The organism is Alkalihalobacillus bogoriensis ATCC BAA-922 (genome assembly GCF_000621445.1).
GTDB lineage: Bacteria > Bacillota > Bacilli > Bacillales > Bacillaceae_F > Bacillus_AO > Bacillus_AO bogoriense.
Window position 1 is genome coordinate 18,297 of record NZ_KK211278.1, and the last position, 21,681, is coordinate 39,977.

General features: G+C 38.1%; 19 protein-coding genes. 17 read left to right on the forward strand and 2 right to left on the reverse strand.

The window, feature by feature from the left end; translation table 11 throughout:
- Window positions 1-18: 18 nt before the first annotated feature.
- The 3 genes from T323_RS0118530 (at window position 19) to T323_RS27100 (ending at window position 4,310) form a co-directional block, all read left to right on the forward strand.
- Window positions 19-1,311 (forward strand): homocysteine synthase, encoded by a 1,293-nt coding sequence (locus T323_RS0118530; protein WP_026674620.1) that lies wholly within the window; start codon window positions 19-21, stop codon window positions 1,309-1,311.
- Window positions 1,312-1,392: 81 nt separating this feature from the next.
- Entirely contained in the window at window positions 1,393-1,962 is a 570-nt protein-coding gene (locus T323_RS0118535; protein ID WP_026674621.1) for a ComE operon protein 2, read from the forward strand.
- Window positions 1,963-1,976: 14 nt separating this feature from the next.
- Complete coding sequence (locus tag T323_RS27100; RefSeq protein ID WP_051556612.1) at window positions 1,977-4,310, forward strand: DNA internalization-related competence protein ComEC/Rec2; 2,334 nt, start codon at window positions 1,977-1,979, stop codon at window positions 4,308-4,310.
- A 35-nt stretch (window positions 4,311-4,345) separates the two neighbouring features.
- On the opposite strand, the gene T323_RS28515 is transcribed toward T323_RS27100, so the two are convergent.
- Entirely contained in the window at window positions 4,346-4,483 is a 138-nt protein-coding gene (locus T323_RS28515; protein WP_026674622.1) for a YqzM family protein, read from the reverse strand.
- A gap of 352 nt (window positions 4,484-4,835) precedes the next feature.
- Between T323_RS28515 and holA the strand changes: the two genes are divergently transcribed.
- Window positions 4,836-5,879 carry a DNA polymerase III subunit delta gene (gene holA, locus T323_RS0118550; protein WP_026674623.1) on the forward strand — a complete coding sequence of 348 codons (1,044 nt, stop codon included), beginning with the start codon at window positions 4,836-4,838 and terminating at the stop codon, window positions 5,877-5,879.
- A gap of 34 nt (window positions 5,880-5,913) precedes the next feature.
- On the opposite strand, the gene rpsT is transcribed toward holA, so the two are convergent.
- Window positions 5,914-6,180, reverse strand: a complete 267-nt coding sequence (gene rpsT, locus T323_RS0118555; RefSeq protein WP_026674624.1) for a 30S ribosomal protein S20 — start codon at window positions 6,178-6,180, stop codon at window positions 5,914-5,916.
- Between the two features lie 143 nt (window positions 6,181-6,323).
- Here rpsT and gpr point away from each other — a divergent pair, with 143 nt between their 5' ends.
- From gpr to deoC, 13 genes are all read left to right on the forward strand, one after another.
- The gene (gene gpr, locus T323_RS0118560; protein WP_026674625.1) at window positions 6,324-7,448 is read left to right on the forward strand and encodes a GPR endopeptidase; all 1,125 of its coding nucleotides are present in this window, start codon (window positions 6,324-6,326) and stop codon (window positions 7,446-7,448) included.
- A 99-nt stretch (window positions 7,449-7,547) separates the two neighbouring features.
- A complete protein-coding gene (gene spoIIP, locus T323_RS0118565; RefSeq protein ID WP_026674626.1) occupies window positions 7,548-8,720 on the forward strand; it encodes a stage II sporulation protein P in 1,173 nt (390 codons plus the stop codon).
- 24 nt (window positions 8,721-8,744) lie between these two features.
- Window positions 8,745-9,116 carry a DUF3679 domain-containing protein gene (locus T323_RS0118570; RefSeq protein ID WP_026674627.1) on the forward strand — a complete coding sequence of 124 codons (372 nt, stop codon included), beginning with the start codon at window positions 8,745-8,747 and terminating at the stop codon, window positions 9,114-9,116.
- A gap of 297 nt (window positions 9,117-9,413) precedes the next feature.
- The gene (gene lepA / locus T323_RS0118575) at window positions 9,414-11,243 is read left to right on the forward strand and encodes a translation elongation factor 4 (protein ID WP_026674628.1); all 1,830 of its coding nucleotides are present in this window, start codon (window positions 9,414-9,416) and stop codon (window positions 11,241-11,243) included.
- A gap of 73 nt (window positions 11,244-11,316) precedes the next feature.
- Window positions 11,317-12,456 (forward strand): radical SAM family heme chaperone HemW, encoded by a 1,140-nt coding sequence (gene hemW, locus T323_RS0118580; protein WP_026674629.1) that lies wholly within the window; start codon window positions 11,317-11,319, stop codon window positions 12,454-12,456.
- Between the two features lie 84 nt (window positions 12,457-12,540).
- Window positions 12,541-13,572 carry a heat-inducible transcriptional repressor HrcA gene (hrcA, locus tag T323_RS0118585; RefSeq protein WP_026674630.1) on the forward strand — a complete coding sequence of 344 codons (1,032 nt, stop codon included), beginning with the start codon at window positions 12,541-12,543 and terminating at the stop codon, window positions 13,570-13,572.
- Window positions 13,573-13,687: 115 nt separating this feature from the next.
- Window positions 13,688-14,260, forward strand: coding sequence for a nucleotide exchange factor GrpE (gene grpE, locus T323_RS0118590; RefSeq protein WP_084309354.1), 573 nt, complete (start codon window positions 13,688-13,690; stop codon window positions 14,258-14,260).
- Between the two features lie 43 nt (window positions 14,261-14,303).
- Window positions 14,304-16,142: a molecular chaperone DnaK gene (gene dnaK / locus T323_RS0118595; protein WP_026674632.1), complete on the forward strand. Its 1,839-nt coding sequence runs from the start codon at window positions 14,304-14,306 to the stop codon at window positions 16,140-16,142.
- A 131-nt stretch (window positions 16,143-16,273) separates the two neighbouring features.
- Window positions 16,274-17,398, forward strand: a complete 1,125-nt coding sequence (dnaJ, locus tag T323_RS0118600) for a molecular chaperone DnaJ (protein ID WP_026674633.1) — start codon at window positions 16,274-16,276, stop codon at window positions 17,396-17,398.
- A 28-nt stretch (window positions 17,399-17,426) separates the two neighbouring features.
- Window positions 17,427-18,365, forward strand: coding sequence for a 50S ribosomal protein L11 methyltransferase (gene prmA, locus T323_RS0118605; protein ID WP_026674634.1), 939 nt, complete (start codon window positions 17,427-17,429; stop codon window positions 18,363-18,365).
- Window positions 18,366-18,376: 11 nt separating this feature from the next.
- Entirely contained in the window at window positions 18,377-19,129 is a 753-nt protein-coding gene (locus T323_RS0118610) for a 16S rRNA (uracil(1498)-N(3))-methyltransferase (RefSeq protein WP_026674635.1), read from the forward strand.
- A gap of 10 nt (window positions 19,130-19,139) precedes the next feature.
- Entirely contained in the window at window positions 19,140-20,483 is a 1,344-nt protein-coding gene (gene mtaB, locus T323_RS0118615; protein ID WP_026674636.1) for a tRNA (N(6)-L-threonylcarbamoyladenosine(37)-C(2))-methylthiotransferase MtaB, read from the forward strand.
- Between the two features lie 409 nt (window positions 20,484-20,892).
- Window positions 20,893-21,561: a deoxyribose-phosphate aldolase gene (gene deoC, locus T323_RS0118620; RefSeq protein WP_026674637.1), complete on the forward strand. Its 669-nt coding sequence runs from the start codon at window positions 20,893-20,895 to the stop codon at window positions 21,559-21,561.
- Window positions 21,562-21,681: the final 120 nt, after the last annotated feature.

Genomic DNA, 21,681 nt, shown 5'->3' on the forward strand with positions numbered 1-21,681 from the left:
TCATTGGAGGGGAAAAGCATGACGGAAAGAAAATGGTCTTTAGAAACAATTGCAGTACATGGAGGACAAGAAGTAGATTCTGCAACACAAGCAAGAGCAGTTCCAATTTATCAAACGACATCATATAGCTTTAAAGATACGGAACACGCAGCTAATTTATTTTCATTATCTGAATTTGGTAACATATATACACGAATTATGAATCCGACTCAAGATGTATTTGAAAAGCGTATGGCTGAACTTGAAGGTGGAATTGCAGCATTAGCGACAGCAAGCGGAAGCTCGGCTATACACCTTGCTATTTTAAATATTTGTGAAGCAGGAGATGAAATTGTAGCGTCTAGTGCTCTTTATGGAGGTACATACAACTTATTTGTTCATACTTTTAAAAAATTAGGGATTAAAGTTCACTTAGTTGATGGGACAAACCCTGAAGAGTTTGCACAAGCAATTACACCTAAAACAAAATTATTATATGGTGAAATCATTGGAAATCCTCAAGGGAATATTTTAGATATTGAAGCAGTTGCTAATATTGCTCATGCTAATGGAATTCCTCTCATGGTCGATGCTACGTTAACAACTCCAGCCCTTTGTCGTCCAATTGAGCACGGTGCTGATATTGTTGTTCACTCGGCGACAAAGTTTATTGGCGGACATGGAACATCCATCGGGGGTGTCATTATTGATGCGGGGAAATTTGATTGGAGTAATGGGAAATTTCCTGGCTTAACAGAACCAGATCCAAGCTATCATGGCTTAGTCTACACGGAAGCTCTCGGTCCACTAGCATATATTATTAAAGCAAGAGTACAATTGCTTCGTGATTTAGGTCCAGCGATTGCGCCATTTAATTCATTTTTGCTATTGCAAGGATTAGAAACACTACATTTACGCATGGAAAGGCATTGTGAAAACACAAAAAAAGTTGTGGAATATTTAGAAGGTCATCACCTTGTTGAGTGGGTCAGTTATTCAGGCTTACCATCACACTCTTCTTATGCCTTAGCGCAAAAATATTTACCGAATGGACAAGGTGCTATTTTAACATTTGGTATTAAAGGTGGAGTAGAGGAAGGGAAAAAATTTATAAATCACCTCTCATTATTTTCACATGTAGCCAATGTTGGAGATGCGAAGTCATTAGTCATTCATCCAGCTAGTACGACACATCAACAATTGTCAGAGGCTGATCAAAAAGCAGCGGGCGTCACACCTGAGCTTATTCGCCTATCGATTGGAATTGAAAATGTGAATGATATTATAGCTGACCTTGACCAAGCATTACAAGCGAGTCAAGCTAAGGAATAAGCAATGTCTTCCGTTTTCATCGTCTTATTGAAAAACATGTGGTAAAATGTCGATAGTTTACCAAATAGGAGATGAAAGACATTGACAGGAAGAATATCATGGGATCAATATTTTATGGCTCAAAGTCATTTGCTAGCATTAAGAAGTACATGTACCCGTTTAATGGTGGGGGCGACAATCGTTCGAGATAAGCGAATTATTGCTGGGGGCTATAATGGTTCTGTTTCTGGTGGTGACCATTGTATTGATGAAGGATGTTATGTTGTTGATAACCATTGTATCCGGACAATACATGCAGAAGTAAATGCACTCTTACAATGTGCTAAATTTGGTGTGCCATCTGAAGGTGCCGAAATTTATGTGACGCATTACCCTTGTGTTCATTGTACAAAAGCATTGATTCAAGCTGGTATTAAAGCTGTCTATTATGCACAAGACTACAAAAATCATCCTTATGCAATAGAATTATTTGAAAAAGCAGGGGTGACCGTCCAACAAGTTGAATTGGAAGAAATGATTTTAGATCGTCACAATAGTGAAAAATTAAAGTTTACAGCAGCGCTATTAGAAAAATTAAAGCAAGCAGGAGTTCAAGATGAAGAGCTCCAATCATTAACACAACAGGCGAATAAACTTTTTACATCGACTTAAGTTGGAGGTGGCTTGTGGCTGGGAAATGGTACATGCTTTTCTTAGCGGCAATCATAAGTATTTCTATTGCTGTTTACGGTTTTAGTGTTTGGTGTTTACTCGTTGGATCATTTCTTGTGTACCTTTCATTAAAAGACAAGACAAAAGGACGAATCCACCTTCTTTTTCTTGTCTTTTCTTTTATCCTCTTTTATTCTACTACTACTTTTCACGATATCCTTAATCAAAGTCATTATCCTCTTTCATTACAAAATCAATCTCTTTTGCTTTCTGGCCAAATTTATTCTATGCCATCCATTGATGGGGACCGTTTGCGGTTTGAATTTAAAACAAACGATAAGGAAAAGGTTCAAGTTCAATATTATCTTCATTCGGTTGAGGAGCAACACCAATTGCGTCAATTAAAGAAAGGGATGAAGTGTACGATAAAAGGAGAATTCCGAAAACCTGGGCCAGCGACAAATTTCAATGGATTTGATTATGAACAGCATTTATATGAAAAGGGAATTCATTGGATTTTTATACCAACCTCATTTGAATCTTGTTACTCTGGGCGATGGAATGGTATCAACGAGTTAATTGAATTTCGCCAAAAAGGGTTAGAGTCTGTTCGAACATCGATACCTGAACCGACCGCTGGCATTGTTGCGGCTTTAGTTTATGGGGAAAGAAGTTTCATGGAAGAAGATATTTTACAAGCTTATCAACGATTAGGAATTATACATTTATTAGCGGTATCAGGATTGCATGTCGGTTTAGTAGTAGGAGCTTTTTATTTCTTGCTCATACGAATTGGAATAACGCGTGAACGCACGATAGATATACTTTTACTTATCTTACCTATGTATATCGTTATTGCAGGAGGGGCCCCTTCTGTTATCCGTGCGGCGACGATGGTCATGATTGCCCTTTTATTTAAAAGGATAAACATAAATATACAACCACTAGACCTTGTATGTATAATCGGAATGATTTATTTGCTTGTCCAGCCTTTATCCTTGTTTCATATAGGGTTTCAACTTTCGTTCCTCACGACAATGGCATTACTTCTTTCGGTGTTTACGCTAAAAGAAAAAAATTACGTCCAGCTTTTATTTTTTGTTACCGGGATTAGTCAACTCATCTCTCTTCCGTTCATTCTCCACTATTTTTATGAAATTTCCGTATTAAGCCTTCCTTTGAATTTCATTTTTATTCCATTGGTCTCTTTTATTATTTTGCCACTATCTATGTTACTGTCTCTCTTATTGCCTATTTCAACGGAAGCAAGCCAACTCGTTATTACCATTCTTACGCCGCTTATTCAAGTAAGCCATATGTTTTTGCTATTTGTTGATTCTTTTTCTTTCGGAAAATTATCGGTTGGAAAGCTTCCTTCTTCTATAGTAGTCGCATTATTTGGTACTATTGCATTTCTATTTATGAGAAATGAGAGGAAAACTATGAAAAATAGGCTATTACTCCCAATTTTCTTATTAACTGTTTTTTTGTTTGCTGCAAAAATTACCCCATATGTAACCAAAACTGGTGAAATTACGGTATTAGATGTTGGACAAGGTGATTGTATTTTAATCGAATTTCCATATCGAAAGTCTGTGTATTTGCTTGATGCAGGAGGGCTTGTCGCGTTTAATAATGAAAAGTGGCGGGAAAAGATACGTACATTTGAAGTGGGGAAAGATGTTATCTTACCTTACTTGAAGTCAAAAGGTATCACAAAAATTGATAAACTCATTTTGTCCCATGGTCATTATGACCATATTGGCGGTGTCGAAGCTTTACTAGGTGAAATCGAGATTAAAGAAGTTCTCTACAGTCAAGGTGTTGTTGAAGGTGAATTTGAACAACAGTTATTACAACAGCTATACGAAAGTGGAAGCTCCATTCAGTTTGTAGGAGAAGGGGAAAAGTGGAAAGAAGGAGATGCCCAGTTCATTGTTTTATCTCCGCAAGGCCATGAACAAAGCTTAAATAATCGCTCGATTGTCCTCTATGCTTATATTGGAGGTTATCGCTGGCTGTTTACGGGAGATTTAGAGCAAGAGGGAGAAGCGAGACTTATACAGGAATATACAGATTTACCTGTTGATGTATTAAAAGTAGGTCACCATGGAAGTAAAACATCGTCAACCCCTTTGTTTATAGAGCATATATCTCCAAGCATCGCCCTTATTCCAGTTGGAAAACAAAACAGATTTGGTCATCCACATCCTGATGTTGTAAAAGGGCTTGAGGAAGTTGGGGTCATGACATTCCGAACAGATCAACACGGGGCAATACGGTTTCAATTTACGAAGAACACGAAACAATTTGAATCGAAAATAAAAAAACAAGGAGGATTGCAATAAAGCACTCCTACCTTGTACCCGTTTTTGTATGTAACTTACATGTTACCAAATACGTCAACGAGTGTTGCAATAACAAAAATTAATGCAAAAAACCCAAAAGGAACAATGAAACCGACAGCAGTATCGATAGCGTCGTTACGTCTGCATTGAACTTTCTTTTCGAATTGGCTCATTTAGAATCCCTCCTATTACTGTTATTAGTATAAGGCAAGTAATAAAAAAAATCCATATCACATATTGGAGATATCGTGAATTTCAATTGTAAAAATTTAAATATACATCATCGCTTCTTACCACTGTTGCTAAGAGTTGTCACCTATAGTTTTCGTGTGCATAGGATATTATAACTAATGTAATGGAGCGACGGTGATCATCGTCGTCAGAAGAGATTCCTAGGGCTCTTTTGATGACGTTTATCATAAATGGAGGGTTAGCTCTTGCAGCTAACTCTCTTTTTCACTTGTCAAACGGCATTTCGTTGTCTAGGATAGAATTAATGGTCTATCTTATAAAGGTTGGGATACAATGTCTTATTTACATACGAAACGAAATATCGAAAAAAATAAAATCGCTCCTGTTTATTTATTAACAGGTACAGAAGCTTTTTTAATTGATGATATTACTCATTCTGTTGTCAATCAAACACTAAATGAAGCAGAAAGGGATTTCAATTTATCTGTATTTGAGATGAAGGAAACGCCTGTGGATATGGCAATTGAGGATGCACAAACATTACCTTTTTTAGGTGAAAAAAGAGTTGTTATTGTGAAAGAAGCTTATTTCCTTACTGGCCAAAGAGATGAAGCAAAAATTGAACATAATGTAAAAGTGCTAGAAGAGTATGTTCAAAATCCAGCAAATGAAACAGTCCTCATTATTACAGCGCCGTACGAAAAACTAGATGAACGGAAAAAAATAACGAAAGTGCTCAAGGAGAAAACGGAAGTTGTAGATTCAAAAGAATTTGATGAGAAGATGACAATGGAATGGTTAACAGCCCAAGCTCGTGAGTTTGGGGCGGATATAACAGATAAGGGAAAGGAAACGCTAATTCAATTACAAAGTGGGAATTTACTCATGATCGCCAACGAGGTGAAAAAGCTTGCTCTGTATGTTGGAGAAGGAGGAACGATTGATGAGGAAATTGTTCATTTATTAGTAGCCAGAACGATTGAACAAGATATTTTCTCGTTGATTGATCACGTGATTCATCGTCGAATTGAAAAAGGGTTAGATATCTTTTTCGATCTACTTCGCCAAAAAGAAGACCCATTAAAAGTAGTGGCGTTACTAGCAAGGCAGTTTCGTATTTTATACATGGTCAGTGAGATGAGTAAACAAGGCTACTCACAAAAGCAGATGGCATCTCAATTAAAGCTACATCCATATGTTGTAAAGCTGGCTGGTCAACAAGCAAAAAAGTTTAATGAACGTCAGTTATTAGTATGGTTAGATGGATTGGCTACAGTGGACTTTCAAATTAAAACAGGACAAATGGATAAAAAACTAGCCGTAGAATTATTTTTAATGAAGATGAATCCAAAAGAAAATGTTGTTTCAAAAGCATAATAAAAACCGGAGTGGTTACCCGCTCCGGTTTTTATTATGCTGATAGGCTGTTAAGCTGTTTTTGTAAACGAGATTTTTGACGTGAAGCTGCATTTTTATGAATAAGGCCTTTGTTTGCTGCTTTGTCAAGCTTTTTAATCGCAACTAAAAGAGCTTCTTTTGCACTTTCAACATCGTTGCTAGCTACTTTTGTTTCAAAGCTTTTAATTGCAGTACGTAAAGCTGATTTAACAGCAGCATTTTGTGCACGTTTTTTATCACTTGTTTTTACACGCTTAATCGCTGATTTAATGTTAGGCATATCTTTCACCTCCCTAGTGGTGTTTCCAAACTTCTACAACAAATTGCATTTTACCAAAAACAGAACATAAATGCAATAGAGAATGAAAACGAGAAAGGTTGGGGACGCTATTTTTATCGAGATTGACAAGGAGCGTGAGCGAGATGGCAAATGAACAAAAAGACCTTGATTTAAGTGCTTATAGTGTTCGTACTGATTTAGCGTTAGAAGCCCATGAGATGGTGCAAGAAAGAGAAGCAAAAAAAGTGAAGCAACGACAAACCGTTGATGGTGTAATTGTAAAAGAACGAACGGTGGAGGAAGTAAAAATAACAACCGTGGAAATTACGGAAGACGGTGCAACTAGATTAGGAAAAAAAGCAGGAAGATATGTTACGTTTGAATCTCAAGGCATTCGAAAAAAAGATTCTGAACTACAACAACAAGTAGAAGAAGTCTTTGCTTCGGAGTTCCATCAATTTATGACCGCTTGTGGGATTAAAGAAAATGATACATGTTTAGTGGTCGGCTTAGGAAATTGGAACGTGACACCGGATGCACTAGGACCGATTGCAGTCGAAAATTTACTCATTACAAAGCACTTGTTTAGCTTGGCTCCTGAACAAGTACAAGATGGATTCCGTCAAGTAAGTGCGATATCTCCTGGGGTAATGGGAATAACGGGGATTGAAACGAGTGATATCATCCACGGTGTCATTGAAAAAACAAAACCTGATTTTGTTATCGCCATTGATGCGTTAGCATCGAGATCGATTGAACGAGTTAATACTACAATTCAAGTATCCGATACGGGCATACATCCAGGAAGTGGAGTTGGCAATAAACGAAAAGAATTAAGTAAAGAAACGTTGGGCATTCCAGTTATAGCTGTTGGTATTCCAACTGTAGTGGATGCGGTGTCGATTACGAGTGATACGATTGACTTTGTGTTAAAGCATTTCGGACGTGAAATGAAAGAAGGCAATAAACCTTCACGAAGCTTAGTGCCGGCCGGGATGACATTTGGAGAAAAACGAACGTTATCAGAGGAAGATTTACCCGATAAGGATAAACGTGAAACGATTTTAGGGATGATAGGGAATTTAGAAGAACAAGAAAAAAGACAACTGATTCAAGAAGTATTAGCACCTCTAGGGCATAATTTAATGGTTACACCAAAAGAAGTGGATGTATTTATTGAAGACATGGCCAATGTGATTGCATCAGGGTTAAATGCAGCACTTCATGGTGATGTGAATCAAGGAAATGTTAATGCATATACACATTAATATACGTAAGATTGTCTCGTTTTTGAGACAATCTTTTTTTTTGGTCTATTTTGTTTCGCTGGCACATATACTCTGACAAGAGAGAAAGGGTGGCCAGAAATGAGAAGCAACCAATACCGAGGATTTACGTTTTCTGTAAATCGGACAAGTATAAGACGATTAATTGTACTTACGATCGTTGGTATGATTAGCATTTTTATTTTAACTGGAATTATTACGTCTCTAGATTCTAAACATGGACTAGCCTCTTCTACAATTCATCAATGGGCAGGGCAAATTGATGGAGAAAGCTTAGTACATGTTCTTGGGATGGAGAACTCGTATTTTACACAAGTATTACCTGAAGGCAGTGCTTTACCGAATGTAGGGAGTTTAGCGTTTGAACTAATGACTAGTATAAATCCGGATGACCCAAGAAGTTTACTTGGACGAGAACTACCGGGATTTGCTTTGTTTGACGGGCATATCGTCGTTGCCGGAGATGGGACGAATTTTACCACGATGCCGATAGAATCAGCACCTCCACTTGAAGTGTTAATGGAGGAAAGACAAGCTTCCCTTCGTAGTTTAGAAGAACTAGAAAATTTACAACCGCTCCCAGCTGGAAATGCAGAGCAAACGACTGGAGAAAGAAGGGTCGTTCATGTCATGCATTCTCATAACCGTGAATCATTTTGGCCAGAGCTAGAAGAAGGAGCAAGTAGTGCCTTTCATTCAGAAGTGAATATTACGTTAGTAGGAAAACGATTTGGCCAAGCTCTTGAACGTCATGGAATTGGTGCTGAAGTCGATGATACCGACGTTGGTTCGGTTTTGAGTGAGCGAGGATGGCAATACGGAAAATCGTATGATGCTGGAAGAGAAATTGTAAAAGAAGCAACGGCAGCAAATGAACATTTAGAGTTTTTCTTTGAGTTTCACCGTGATACACAGCCACGAGAGAAAACAACAGTTACGATCAATGGTGAACAATATGCGAGAACACTATTCGTTATCGGAAAAGGTAATAAAAATTATGAACAGAATTTAGCGATTGCTGAAGAGTTACATGATTTATTAGAGGAACATTATCCAGGTCTAAGTCGAGGGGTCTTTTTCCCACCAAGTGCAGGTACAAATGGTGTGTACAATCAAGATTTATCACCACGATCGTTATTACTAGAAGTTGGTGGGGTAGATAACAATTTAGAAGAAGCGTTCAGATCAGCAGACGCTTTTGCAGAAGTGTTTAGTAAGTATTATTGGGATGCAGAAAAAGTAAGCGAAGAATAAAACGGTCTGGAGAGGATGAAAAAAATGAAAAAATTCACCATTCAAGTGATCTTGATTGCTAGTATTTTATTATTTGGAGTCCTCTTCGGATTCCACCAAGCAAATGGGACAGAAAGTAAAAAGATAGATGTTCCTTCAACTGAACAAAAAGAAGAAACAATAAAAGCAGAACCTTCGAAAGAAAAAAAAGAAGATAGCGCAAAGCAAAAAGTCAAAAAAGAAGTGCCAAAAGATGGGCGAGAAGAGTTAGTGCAAAAACAACAACGAATAGTAGAAGTCGAGCCAATGAACTTTTACTCAGAATTAGGCTCAACGATAGGTGAATGGATGGAATCAATATTTTTCCATGTAGTCGCATTTGTATCAACAACCATCCACTCGTTGCTGAATGAATAGAGAATAAGACTGAGATTGTGACAAAAATATAGTGTTTTTTGAGGATGAAAACTAGCGAAGTATATTTCCGTAGCGGGTTTGATGCACAAACGCTCTCTCATAAAACCTATTTTGTCTTGGTCTCAGTTTTTTAATTGAAATCATTCAGTAGCTTTTCCGAAGAAAGATTGAATGAATGCCTAGTCATTGGTATAATCAAAGTTAGTGTATTTTGAATGTCAGATATGTTACGTGATCAAGCATCAAATACCCTACTGATTCGAGATACTAGTGATGTTTGTAGGAGTGATTATGAAAATGAATAAGGAAGAGCGGTTAAAACGTCGATCGAAAATTAGAAATTTCTCGATTATTGCCCATATTGACCACGGGAAATCTACACTTGCTGACCGAATTTTAGAAGCAACAAGTGCATTGACTCAAAGGGAAATGAAGGATCAAATGCTTGATGCAATGGACCTTGAGCGTGAAAGAGGAATTACAATTAAATTAAATGCTGTTCAGCTTGTTTATAAAGCAAAAGATGGGGAAGAGTATATCTTTCACTTGATTGATACACCAGGGCATGTCGACTTTACGTATGAGGTTTCTCGAAGCTTAGCAGCTTGCGAAGGAGCTCTGTTAATTGTTGATGCGGCGCAAGGAATCGAAGCACAAACGCTCGCAAATGTTTATTTAGCGTTAGATAATGACCTTGAGATCTTGCCGGTCATTAATAAAATTGATTTACCAAGTGCTGAACCTGAAAGAGTAAGACAAGAAGTGGAAGATGTCATCGGGTTAGATGCTTCCGATGCTGTATTAGCTTCTGCCAAAAACGGAATTGGCATATCCGATATACTTGAACAAATCGTGGAACGAGTACCGGCTCCGTCGGGTGATCCTGAAGGGCCATTAAAAGCTCTGATCTTTGATTCTCTCTATGACCCGTATCGAGGGGTTATTGCTTATTTGCGAATCACAGAAGGAACGGTAAAGCCTGGCCAGAAAATTAAAATGATGGCAACAGGAAAAGAATTTGAAGTTTCAGAAGTTGGAGTTTTCACTCCAAAGCCAGAAAAACGTGATGAGTTAACGGTCGGAGATGTAGGCTTTTTAACAGCTGCGATAAAAAATGTAAGTGATTGTCGTGTCGGTGATACGGTAACAAGCAGTCAAAACCCAGCAGCAGAAGCATTGCCGGGTTACCGTAAATTAAACCCAATGGTATATTGTGGTTTATATCCAATTGATACAAACGACTATAATGATTTACGTGAAGCACTAGAGCGCCTCCAGTTAAATGACGCTTCTTTACAGTTCGAACCTGAAACATCACAAGCGTTAGGATTTGGTTTCCGCTGTGGATTTTTAGGGCTGCTTCATATGGAAATTATTCAAGAAAGAATTGAACGTGAATTTAATATTACGTTAATTACAACAGCGCCTAGTGTTATTTACCATGTGTATATGACAAATGGGGAAAAGATTGAAATTGATAACCCATCCAATATGCCTGACCCACAGAAAACAGAGTATGTGGAAGAACCGTATGTAAAAGCAAGCATCATGGTGCCAAATGATTATGTCGGAGCGGTTATGGAGCTTTGTCAAGGAAAACGGGGGATTTTTATCGATATGCAATATTATGATGAAAATCGGGTATCCATTATTTATGAAATTCCATTAGCGGAAATTGTGTATGACTTTTTCGACCAATTAAAATCAAGTACAAAAGGGTATGCGTCCTTCGACTATGAATTAATTGGCTATAAAGAATCCAAGCTTGTGAAAATGGATATATTGTTAAACGGGGAAACAGTTGACGCCTTATCAATTATTGTCCACCGTGACTCAGCATATGAGCGCGGGAAACTCATTGTTGAAAAGTTGAAAGAGCTTATTCCAAGACAACAATTTGAAGTTCCTGTCCAAGCAAGTATTGGTCAAAAAATCATTGCCCGCTCGACGATTAAAGCGATGCGTAAAAACGTTCTTGCTAAATGTTATGGAGGAGACATCTCTCGTAAACGAAAACTTCTCGAAAAACAAAAAGAAGGAAAGAAACGAATGAAAGCCGTAGGAAATGTAGAAGTACCACAAGAGGCATTTATGGCTGTGTTACGGATGGATGACCCAAAACAATAATAAAAAAACCGCGGCTCTTAAGTCTGCGGTTTTCCTGTTTATAAAAGTAAAGAACTAGAAAGAAGTGAAAGAGATGCCAAATGCGTTGTATGTCCATATTCCTTTTTGTGAGCATATATGCCATTATTGTGACTTTAATAAAGTGTTTCTACATGGACAACCTGTTGATGAATATATGACAGCACTTGAAGATGAAATGGAGCGAGTTTTGCAAAATAGAGATGTCCCTTTCATTGATTCAATTTATATTGGTGGTGGAACTCCTACTGCATTATCTGTTGAACAATTAGATCGACTGTTAACGAGTATGAGAAGATTGTTTCCACGTATTAGTGACCATGTGGAATGGACAGTCGAAGTAAATCCAGGTGGAGACTTACGTGAAAAATTACAGGTGATGTTTGAAAAGGGCGTGAATCGGTTAAGCATTGGAGCGCAAACATTTGATGAAGGGTTATTACACAAAATTGGAAGAACCCATAATCAAACAGATGTACTTGAAACGATCGAACAAGCCAAGCACATCGGGTTTACGAATCTTTCAGTCGATTTAATGTTTGGCTTACCGGGTCAAACGATGGACATGTTCAAGCAAACACTCGAGTCGGCATGTAAATTAAGTGTTGAGCATTTTTCGGCTTATTCGTTAAAGGTTGAGGAAAAAACTGTGTTTTTTAATATGCAACGTAAAGGAAAATTACAGCTTCCTCCAGAAGAAGAAGAGTTGAATATGTATAAATTTTTAATTGAACAAATGAGCGAACATCGCTTTCTACCATATGAGATTAGTAATTTTGCGAAAAAAGGATTTGAAAGCCGTCATAACTTAACATACTGGAACAACGATGAATACTTTGGGTTTGGAGCAGGAGCGCACGGCTATGTTGACGGAGTCCGATATGCGAATGTTGGTCCTGTTACGAAATATATTCAATTGGCTCGTGACAATAAAAAACCGATTTTAGAAAGCCATTCGGTTTCACCGCGAGAAGCGATGGAAGAATTTATGTTTATGGGTCTTCGAAAAAGAAAAGGTGTGGAGAAAAAGCAATTTTTCACTCGTTATGGTCAGGTAATTGATAATGTGTACGGTACGAAAATAAGAAAGTTAAAAGAAAAAGGCTGGTTAGAGGAAACAGAAAAGTCGATTTACTTAACGGAAACAGGATTGTTTTTATCAAACGAAGTTTTTGAACAGTTTTTAATCGAATAATAGTTGACATTTGCTAGGCTTTTTGTTAATTTATCTTTAGATTTAGCACTCGACATCAGAGAGTGCTAACAGAGGTGATTTGATATGTTATCAGAGCGACAACTCCAGATTTTACAAGCGATTGTTGATGATTATATTCGTTCTGCTGAGCCAGTGGGCTCAAGAAGCATTTCAAAGCGAGAAGATGTCACATATAGTGCGGCAACCATTCGTAACGAAATGGCAGATTTAGAAGAATTAGGCTATATTGAGAAACCACATAGCTCTGCCGGACGTATACCATCTCATAAAGGATATCGCTATTATGTAGATAACTTGCTTTTTCCTCATCATTTATCTAGTGATGACGCGGGTACTATAAAAACCTTATTTGAAGAAAGGTTTCAAGAAACAGAGCAGGTAATCCAACAATCTGCCAAAATATTATCGACAGTCACTAGTTATATTTCAGTTGTATTAGGCCCTGAAATGTATGACATGAAAATGAAACATGTCCAGATCATTCCACTCTCAGACCAAAAAGCGGTTATCATTCTCGTTACTGATTCTGGTCATGTAGAGAACTACACATTTTCGATTCCAGAGGGCATAGATTCAGAAGAACTGGAGAAAGTCGTCAATATTTTGAATGAAAGATTACAAGGTGTCCCCCTCGTTCAATTACGACAGAAAATTGCTAAAGAAGTATCGCATGTATTAAAAGCAAATATTCGCAACTACCGTCAAATCGTGTCCGCCTTAAATCAAACATTACAACCTGATAAAGGGGAAAGAGTGTTTTATGGTGGGAAAACAAATTTGTTAAACCAGCCGGAATTTAAAGATATTGAAAAAGTAAGGCTTCTTTATAACATCTTGGAAGAAGATCAGTTGGTTCAACAAATATTTAAAACAGATTCTCATGGAATACAAGTGAGAATTGGTCATGAAAATGATATGGAAGCATTTGAGAATTGTAGTATTATTACAGCATCCTATTCGGTTGGTGGAAAAGAGATGGGTACGATTGGCATTTTAGGGCCAACACGAATGGAATACCGAAGAGTCATTAGCGTATTAGATTATATTTCTAAAGATTTGACGAAAATGCTGACTAATTTGTATCAAAGAGACTAAGAATGGTAATATTGACAATTAGTTGTGGGAGAGCTGTCTCTCCCACACTTATTGATAAATTTTGTTTGAATTTTATAGGGAGGTGAACAGGTTGGAAGAACAACAAAAAGACCAAATGGTTGATGACCAAGCCGAAGAAAAGGTGGAACAAACGGAAGAAACCGTTAGTAAAGCTGATGAAGTAGGAGAAGACACGATTGAGGTCATTGATGCTGATGAAAATGAAGTAAATAGCGAACAAACGAAACTTGCGGAATTAGAACAGCAAGTGGCAGAGTTAAATCAACGCTATCTTCGTGTGAATGCCGATTATGAAAATTTTCGTCGCCGTACGAGAGAAGAAAAAGAAGCGGCTGCTAAATATAGAGCACAAAGTATTGTAGAAGAATTATTACCTGTGTTAGATAATTTTGAAAGAGCTCTTTCAGTTTCTGTTGAAAACGATGAGGCAAAATCATTATTACAAGGAATGGAAATGGTGTATCGCCAGCTTCAAGATGCTTTAATAAAAGAAGGTGTAGCTGTCATTGAGGCAAAGGGACAAAAGTTTGATCCTCATTTACACCAAGCTGTCATGCAAGAAGAAAGCAGCGAGCATGAACCAAATGAAGTGATTGAAGAATTGCAAAAAGGTTATAAATTAAAAGACCGCATTATACGACCAGCAATGGTAAAGGTAAATGCATAATGAACGCTTACATAAAAGAACAAAAAAATAGGAGGAAAAGACGATGAGTAAAATTATTGGGATTGACCTTGGTACAACAAACTCTTGCGTAGCAGTAATGGAAGGTGGAGAGGCTGTTGTTATTCCAAATGCAGAAGGAAACCGCACAACTCCATCAGTTGTCGCATTTAAAGATGGAGAGCGTTTAGTAGGTGAAGTGGCAAAACGCCAAGCAATAACAAACCCAAATACTATCATATCAATTAAACGTCATATGGGTACAAGTCACACAGAGGAAGTGGATGGAAAAAAATATACGCCACAAGAAATCTCTGCGATTATTTTACAAAAACTAAAATCAGATGCTGAAGCTTACCTTGGTGAAAAAGTGACAAAAGCTGTTATTACTGTCCCTGCTTATTTTAACGATTCACAACGTCAAGCTACAAAAGATGCTGGAAAAATTGCTGGTCTTGAAGTAGACCGCATTGTTAACGAGCCGACAGCAGCTGCTCTAGCTTATGGCCTTGAAAAAGGAGAAGACCAAACGATCTTAGTATATGACCTTGGTGGTGGTACTTTTGACGTTTCAATTCTTGAGCTAGGTGATGGTTTCTTCGAAGTTAAAGCAACATCTGGTGATAACAAACTTGGTGGAGATGACTTTGACCAAGTGATTATCGATTACCTTGTTGAACAATTTAAAAAAGACAATGGTATTGATTTATCTCAAGATAAAATGGCGATGCAACGTTTAAAAGATGCAGCTGAAAAAGCGAAAAAAGATTTATCAGGTGTAACACAAACCCAAATTTCACTACCGTTTATTACAGCTGATGCTACAGGACCAAAGCACTTAGAGCTTTCATTAAGCCGTGCTAAATTCGAAGAGTTATCTGCTGACCTTGTTGAACGTACACTTGGCCCAACTCGTCAAGCTTTAAAAGATGCTGGTTTAACAGCAAATGAAATTGATAAAGTTGTCCTTGTAGGTGGTTCTACTCGTATTCCAGCAGTACAAGCAGAAATTAAGAAATTAACTGGAAAAGACCCACATAAAGGGGTAAACCCAGATGAAGTTGTTGCTTTAGGGGCTGCAGTACAAGCGGGTGTGTTAACTGGTGATGTAAAAGATGTTGTTCTTCTTGATGTAACACCACTTTCACTCGGGATTGAAACTATGGGTGGCGTCTTTACAAAATTAATTGAGCGAAATACTACAATTCCAACAAGTAAATCACAAGTATTCTCAACAGCGGCTGACAATCAGCCATCTGTAGACATTCACGTATTGCAAGGGGAGCGTGAAATGGCGGCTTACAACAAAACATTAGGTCGTTTCCAATTAACAGATATTCCTCCTGCACCACGTGGAGTACCTCAAATCGAAGTATCCTTTGATATTGATGCAAATGGAATTGTAAATGTAAAAGCAAAAGACTTAGGAACAAATAAAGAACAATCCATTACGATTACTTCTTCTTCAGGTTTATCTGATGATGAAATCGAAAAAATGGTGAAAGAAGCGGAAGCAAATGCGGAAGCGGATAAAAAGCAACGTGAAGAAGCTGACCTTCGCAATGAAGGGGACCACTTAGTCTTTACAACTGAAAAAACGTTAAAAGACTTAGGTGATAAAGTTGACCAAGCGGAAATCGATAAAGCAAACGAAGCGAAAGATAAATTAAAATCTGCGTTAGAAGGAACAGATATTGAAGCGATTCGTACGGCTAAAGACGAGCTTCAAGAAATTGTTCAACAGCTATCTGTAAAATTATATGAGCAAGCTGCTCAAGCCGCACAAGGACAAGAAGGTTCAGAGGGAGCTCAAGCAGAACAAAAATCAGATGACAATGTCGTTGACGCTGATTATGAAGAAGTAAAAGACGAAGAAAAGAAATAATCGAACAAACGGGAAAAGTCAAAGTCAGGGTATCTTGGCTTTGACTTTTTCGAATGTAATGGCACCCTTGCAAAAACAAAAGAAAAAGTGGTAAGATTATCGTTATGTAATAGGAATCGGGAGTGGATAGGATGAGTAAGAGAGATTATTATGACGTACTTGGTGTTGATAAAAATGCGTCGGTTGATGAAGTGAAAAAAGCGTATCGTAAACTTGCTCGGCAATACCATCCAGATGTGAACAAAGCACCGGATGCGACAGAAAAGTTTAAAGAAGTAAAAGAAGCGTATGATACACTAAGTGACCCACAAAAGAAATCACATTACGACCAATTCGGACATTCCAACCCAAATCAAGGGTTTGGTGGATTTGGTGGTGGTGGTCAAGATTTCGGTGGATTTGGCGATATCTTTGATATGTTTTTTGGGGGCGGTGGCAATCGCCGTAACCCGAACGCACCTCGTCAAGGGGCAGACTTGCAATATACAATGACAATTACGTTTAAAGAAGCTGTCTTCGGAAAAGAAACAGAAATTGAAATTCCGCGTGAGGAAGAGTGTCAAACATGTGATGGTTCAGGGGCAAAGCCAGGTACGAAACCGGAAACTTGTTCACATTGTGGTGGCTCTGGACAGTTAAATGTCGAGCAAAATACGGCGTTTGGACGAATTGTGAATCGAAGAGTATGTCACCACTGTAATGGTACTGGGAAATTTATTAAAGAAAAATGCCGTACTTGTGGTGGAGATGGAAAAGTACAAAAACGTAAGAAAATTAAAGTGAAAGTACCAGCAGGAATCGATTACGGTCAACAAATTCGTATTTCTGGTCAAGGGGAGCCAGGTGCAAACGGTGGACCTCCAGGTGATTTATATGTTGTCTTTAATGTAAAACCACATGAGTTTTTTGAACGTGAAGGCGATGACATTTATTGCGAAATGCCGTTAACGTTTACCCAGGTTGCATTAGGCGATGAAATCGAAGTGCCAACATTAGAAGGAAAAGTAAAGCTAAAAATTCCAGCGGGCACACAAACAGGAACAAGCTTCCGCTTGCGTGGTAAAGGGGTTCCCAATGTTCATGGACGAGGCCAAGGTGACCAACATGTGAAAGTGCGTGTCATTACTCCGAGAAACTTAAGTGAGAAACAAAAAGAATTATTACGTGAATTTGGAGTCGAAAGTGGAAACCAAAAAGTCGATGAACAGCAAGAAAATTTCTTTGCTAAAGTGAAACGCGCATTTAAAGGGGAATAATACGAGTATTTGAAATGGAGTTGGTAGAATGAAATGGTCTGAATTTAGTATCCATACGACCCAAGAGGCAGTTGAACCGGTTTGTAATATTTTGCATGAAGCAGGTGCAAGCGGTGTTGTCATTGAAGACCCACAGGACTTAGTAAAGGAGTGGGGAGTAAATCTTGGTGAAATCTATCAACTCTCCCCTGATGATTACCCAGAAGAAGGGGTTATCGTAAAAGCGTATTTTCCAGTCAATAGTTTTTTAGCAGAGACAATTGAAGAAACGAAAGAAGCGATTAATGGGTTATTATTATATGATATTGACCTCGGTTTTAATAAAGTTGTATTACATGAAGTTGAAGAAGAAGATTGGGCAACAGCTTGGAAAAAGTATTACAAGCCAGTAAAAGTATCAAATTCGATTACGATTATTCCTACATGGGAAGAGTATACCCCAGTTCGAGAAGATGAATGCATCATTGAGTTAGATCCTGGGATGGCATTTGGAACAGGTACGCATCCAACGACGGTTTTGTGTATACAAGCTTTGGAAAAGTGGATGAAAAAAAGAGATACGGTTATTGACGTTGGAACAGGTTCAGGTGTCTTAAGTATTGCTGCTGCAAAGCTAGGAGCGAAAAGTGTACTAGCACTTGACCTTGATGATGTTGCGGTGAAAAGTGCTCAAACGAATGTTGAACTAAATCAAGTCGAACATATTGTTAGTGTAAAACAAAATAATTTGATCGAAGGCATTCACGAATCAAAAGATGTGATTGTTGCCAATATTTTGGCTGAAATTATTGTTAGATTTGTTGAAGACGCAGCAAAAGTACTGAAGCAAGATGGCATTTTTATTACATCAGGAATCATTCAACGGAAAAAGCAAGAAGTAAAAGATGCCCTCCTCGCCCATCAATTTACGATTGAAGAAATCATTGAAATGGAAGATTGGGTTGCCATTATAGCAAAAAAGGCGTAGTGGGTGAAGAGATGCAGCGATATTTTGTAAAGCCAGAGCAAATGACGGAAACAACCGTTGAAATTATTGGTGAGGATGTAAAGCATATTGCCCGAGTGATGAGAATGTCACAAGGAGATAAAATAATTTGTTGCAATAATCAGGGAAGAGTCTGTAAAGTAGAGATTGAGAGCATTTCAGATCAAGCTGTGCATACAAATATTTTGGAAGATATCACGACAAACACAGAGCTGCCTATCAACGTTACGATTGTCCAAGGCTTACCTAAAGGAGACAAGTTAGATACGATTGTCCAAAAAGGAACAGAGCTAGGAGCTTCCATGTTTATTCCGTTTCAAAGTGAACGGACGATTGTAAAATGGGACCGAAAAAAACAAGAGAAGAAAATCGAACGTCTTGAAAAAATAGCGAAAGAAGCAGCAGAGCAATCATACCGAGCCAAAATTCCTTATATCACACAATCGATGTCAGTAGAGGAAATTATTCAAAAGACAAAATCCTATACAACAAAGATGATCGCTTATGAGGAAAAAGCCAAAAAAACAGATGAACCAAGTCAATTGTATAAACTGTTGAATCATACAAATCGAGGGGATTCTTTCGTATGTGTTATCGGACCTGAAGGCGGGTTAACAACGAAGGAAGTAACAAAGCTTACTGATGCAGGATTTATCCCTTGTAGTTTAGGGCCACGAATCGTAAGAACAGAAACCGCAGCAATGTATGTGTTATCAGCAGTCTCTTACCATTTTGAAATTATGTGAGGTGGAAATAATGTCATCAGTAGCATTTCATACATTAGGTTGCAAAGTAAATCATTATGAAACAGAAGCCATTTGGCAATTGTTTAAAAGTGAAGGTTATGAAAAAGTAGAGTTCGAAACGGCTGCCGATGTTTATGTTATAAATACATGTACTGTCACGAATACAGGGGATAAAAAGAGTCGTCAAGTCATTCGACGTGCGATCCGAAAAAATCCAGATGCAGTTATTTGTGTTACTGGCTGTTACGCGCAAACATCACCAGCAGAAATTATGGCGATACCAGGTGTCGACATCGTAGTAGGCACGCAAGATCGAAATAAAATGCTTGGGTATATTGAACAATTTAAAGAAGAACGAAAGCCAATAAATGGTGTAGGAAATATTATGAAATCACGGGTGTATGAAGAACTCGATGTTCCTGCCTTTACGGACCGAACACGAGCCTCTTTAAAAATCCAAGAAGGCTGCAATAACTTTTGTACGTTTTGTATCATCCCGTGGGCAAGAGGTCTTATGCGTTCAAGAGACCCACAAGAAGTTATTAAACAAGCAACTCAGCTTGTTGAAGCTGGTTATAAGGAAATTGTGTTAACTGGAATTCATACAGGTGGGTACGGGGAAGATTTAAAAGATTATAGTTTAGCCCGTTTGTTAGAAGAATTAGAGTTAGTTGAAGGCTTGAAACGAATTCGAATTTCATCGATTGAGGCAAGCCAAATTACAGATGAAGTGATTTCTGTTATTGATAAATCAACAAAAATTGTACGCCATTTGCATATTCCGATTCAATCAGGCTCAGACACGGTATTAAAGCGAATGAGACGAAAATATTCAATGGCCTTTTTTGCTGAACGTCTAGAACGATTGAAAGAAGTGTTACCAGGATTAGCGGTGACATCCGATGTCATTGTTGGATTCCCAGGAGAAACAGCTGAAGAATTCCAAGAAACATATGATTTTATCGCAAAGCATAAATTTTCCGAACTTCATGTGTTTCCTTATTCAAAACGAACAGGTACACCTGCAGCAAGAATGGAAGACCAGGTTGATGAAGATGTGAAAAACGAACGCGTTCATCGTCTCATTGAATTATCGAATCAACTTGCGAAAGAATATGCATCACAGTTTGAGGGAGAAGTATTAGAAATCATTCCAGAAGAACGAGACAAAGACAACCCTGAAAGCGGACTGTATATTGGCTATACCGATAATTATTTAAAAGTAAAAGTAGCAGGTACTGATGAGCTCATTGGTGAAATTGTAAAAGTTAAAATTACAAAAGCCGGGTATCCTTATAACGAAGGGGAATTTGTCCGCATCGTGTCTGAACAAAAAGAAGTGGTTCACGGATAAGGATAACGTTTTCTTTATAAAAATAGGCTCAAGCTGTCGAGAATAGATCGACAGCTTTTTTTAAAAGATAAGAAAAGTTTTGAAAGCTTATCCTAGAACAGCGAAGGCTTGCACCTGTGTGTGTTTCTTTACGGACATCTGTTCCGCTAATTCAACAAAAAATAAGGTTTTTCAAAAGCTATCGGACATTTGTTCCGTTATATTATGAAAAAGAGCAAATTTAAACACAGTTTCTGGTCCAATAACGGAACAGATGTCCGTAAGAAATAAACAAACCTAGCTTTTAATCGAAATAGAGGAATAGATGTCCGATAAATAGCTCTTAGGAGTATAGTGGATAGCATTATTTGATAAGTGAGAATTATGGTATGATAGAAAATGGAAATGTAAAAGAGAAAGGATTGGAAATATGAATATCGGACAAATGATCGACCACACATTGCTGAAGGCGGATGCGACAAAAGAACAAATTTTAACATTATGTAATGAAGCAAAAGAATATCAGTTTGCCTCTGTTTGTGTAAACCCAACATGGGTGAAATATTGTGCCCAACTATTAGCTGACACACCAGCTGTAAAAGTGTGTACAGTAATTGGGTTTCCTTTAGGAGCAACAGCGACAGAAGTAAAGGCATTCGAAACAAAAACAGCGATTGCCCATGGTGCAACAGAAGTAGATATGGTCATAAATATTGGCGCGTTAAAAGATAAAAATGATGCTTTAGTAGAAGAGGACATAAGAGCTGTTGTACAAGAAGCAAAAGGAAAAGCACTAACAAAAGTAATTATTGAAACAAGCCTGTTAAACGAAGAAGAAAAAAGAAGAGCATGCGAACTAGCTGTTAAAGCAGGGGCAGACTTTGTCAAAACATCAACAGGATTTTCAACAGGTGGAGCAACCGTAGAAGATATCGCGCTCATGAGAAAAGTAGTCGGACCAGAAATCGGAGTCAAAGCCTCTGGCGGAGTAAGAGACGCAGCCGGAGCTAAAGCAATGACAGAAGCCGGAGCAACAAGAATCGGAGCCAGCGCCGGAATCGCCATCATCAAAGGCAAAAAAGGAACAACAGAATACTAAAGCAGAAGGACCAAAAGGTGAACTTCCTTTTGGTCCTTCTGCGTCAGTGAAGAGAAGCCGCTGCCGTTCTTTAAGCATCGAGAAGCGATCTTCTTCTCGAATGCGCGCAGCGAGCGGAAC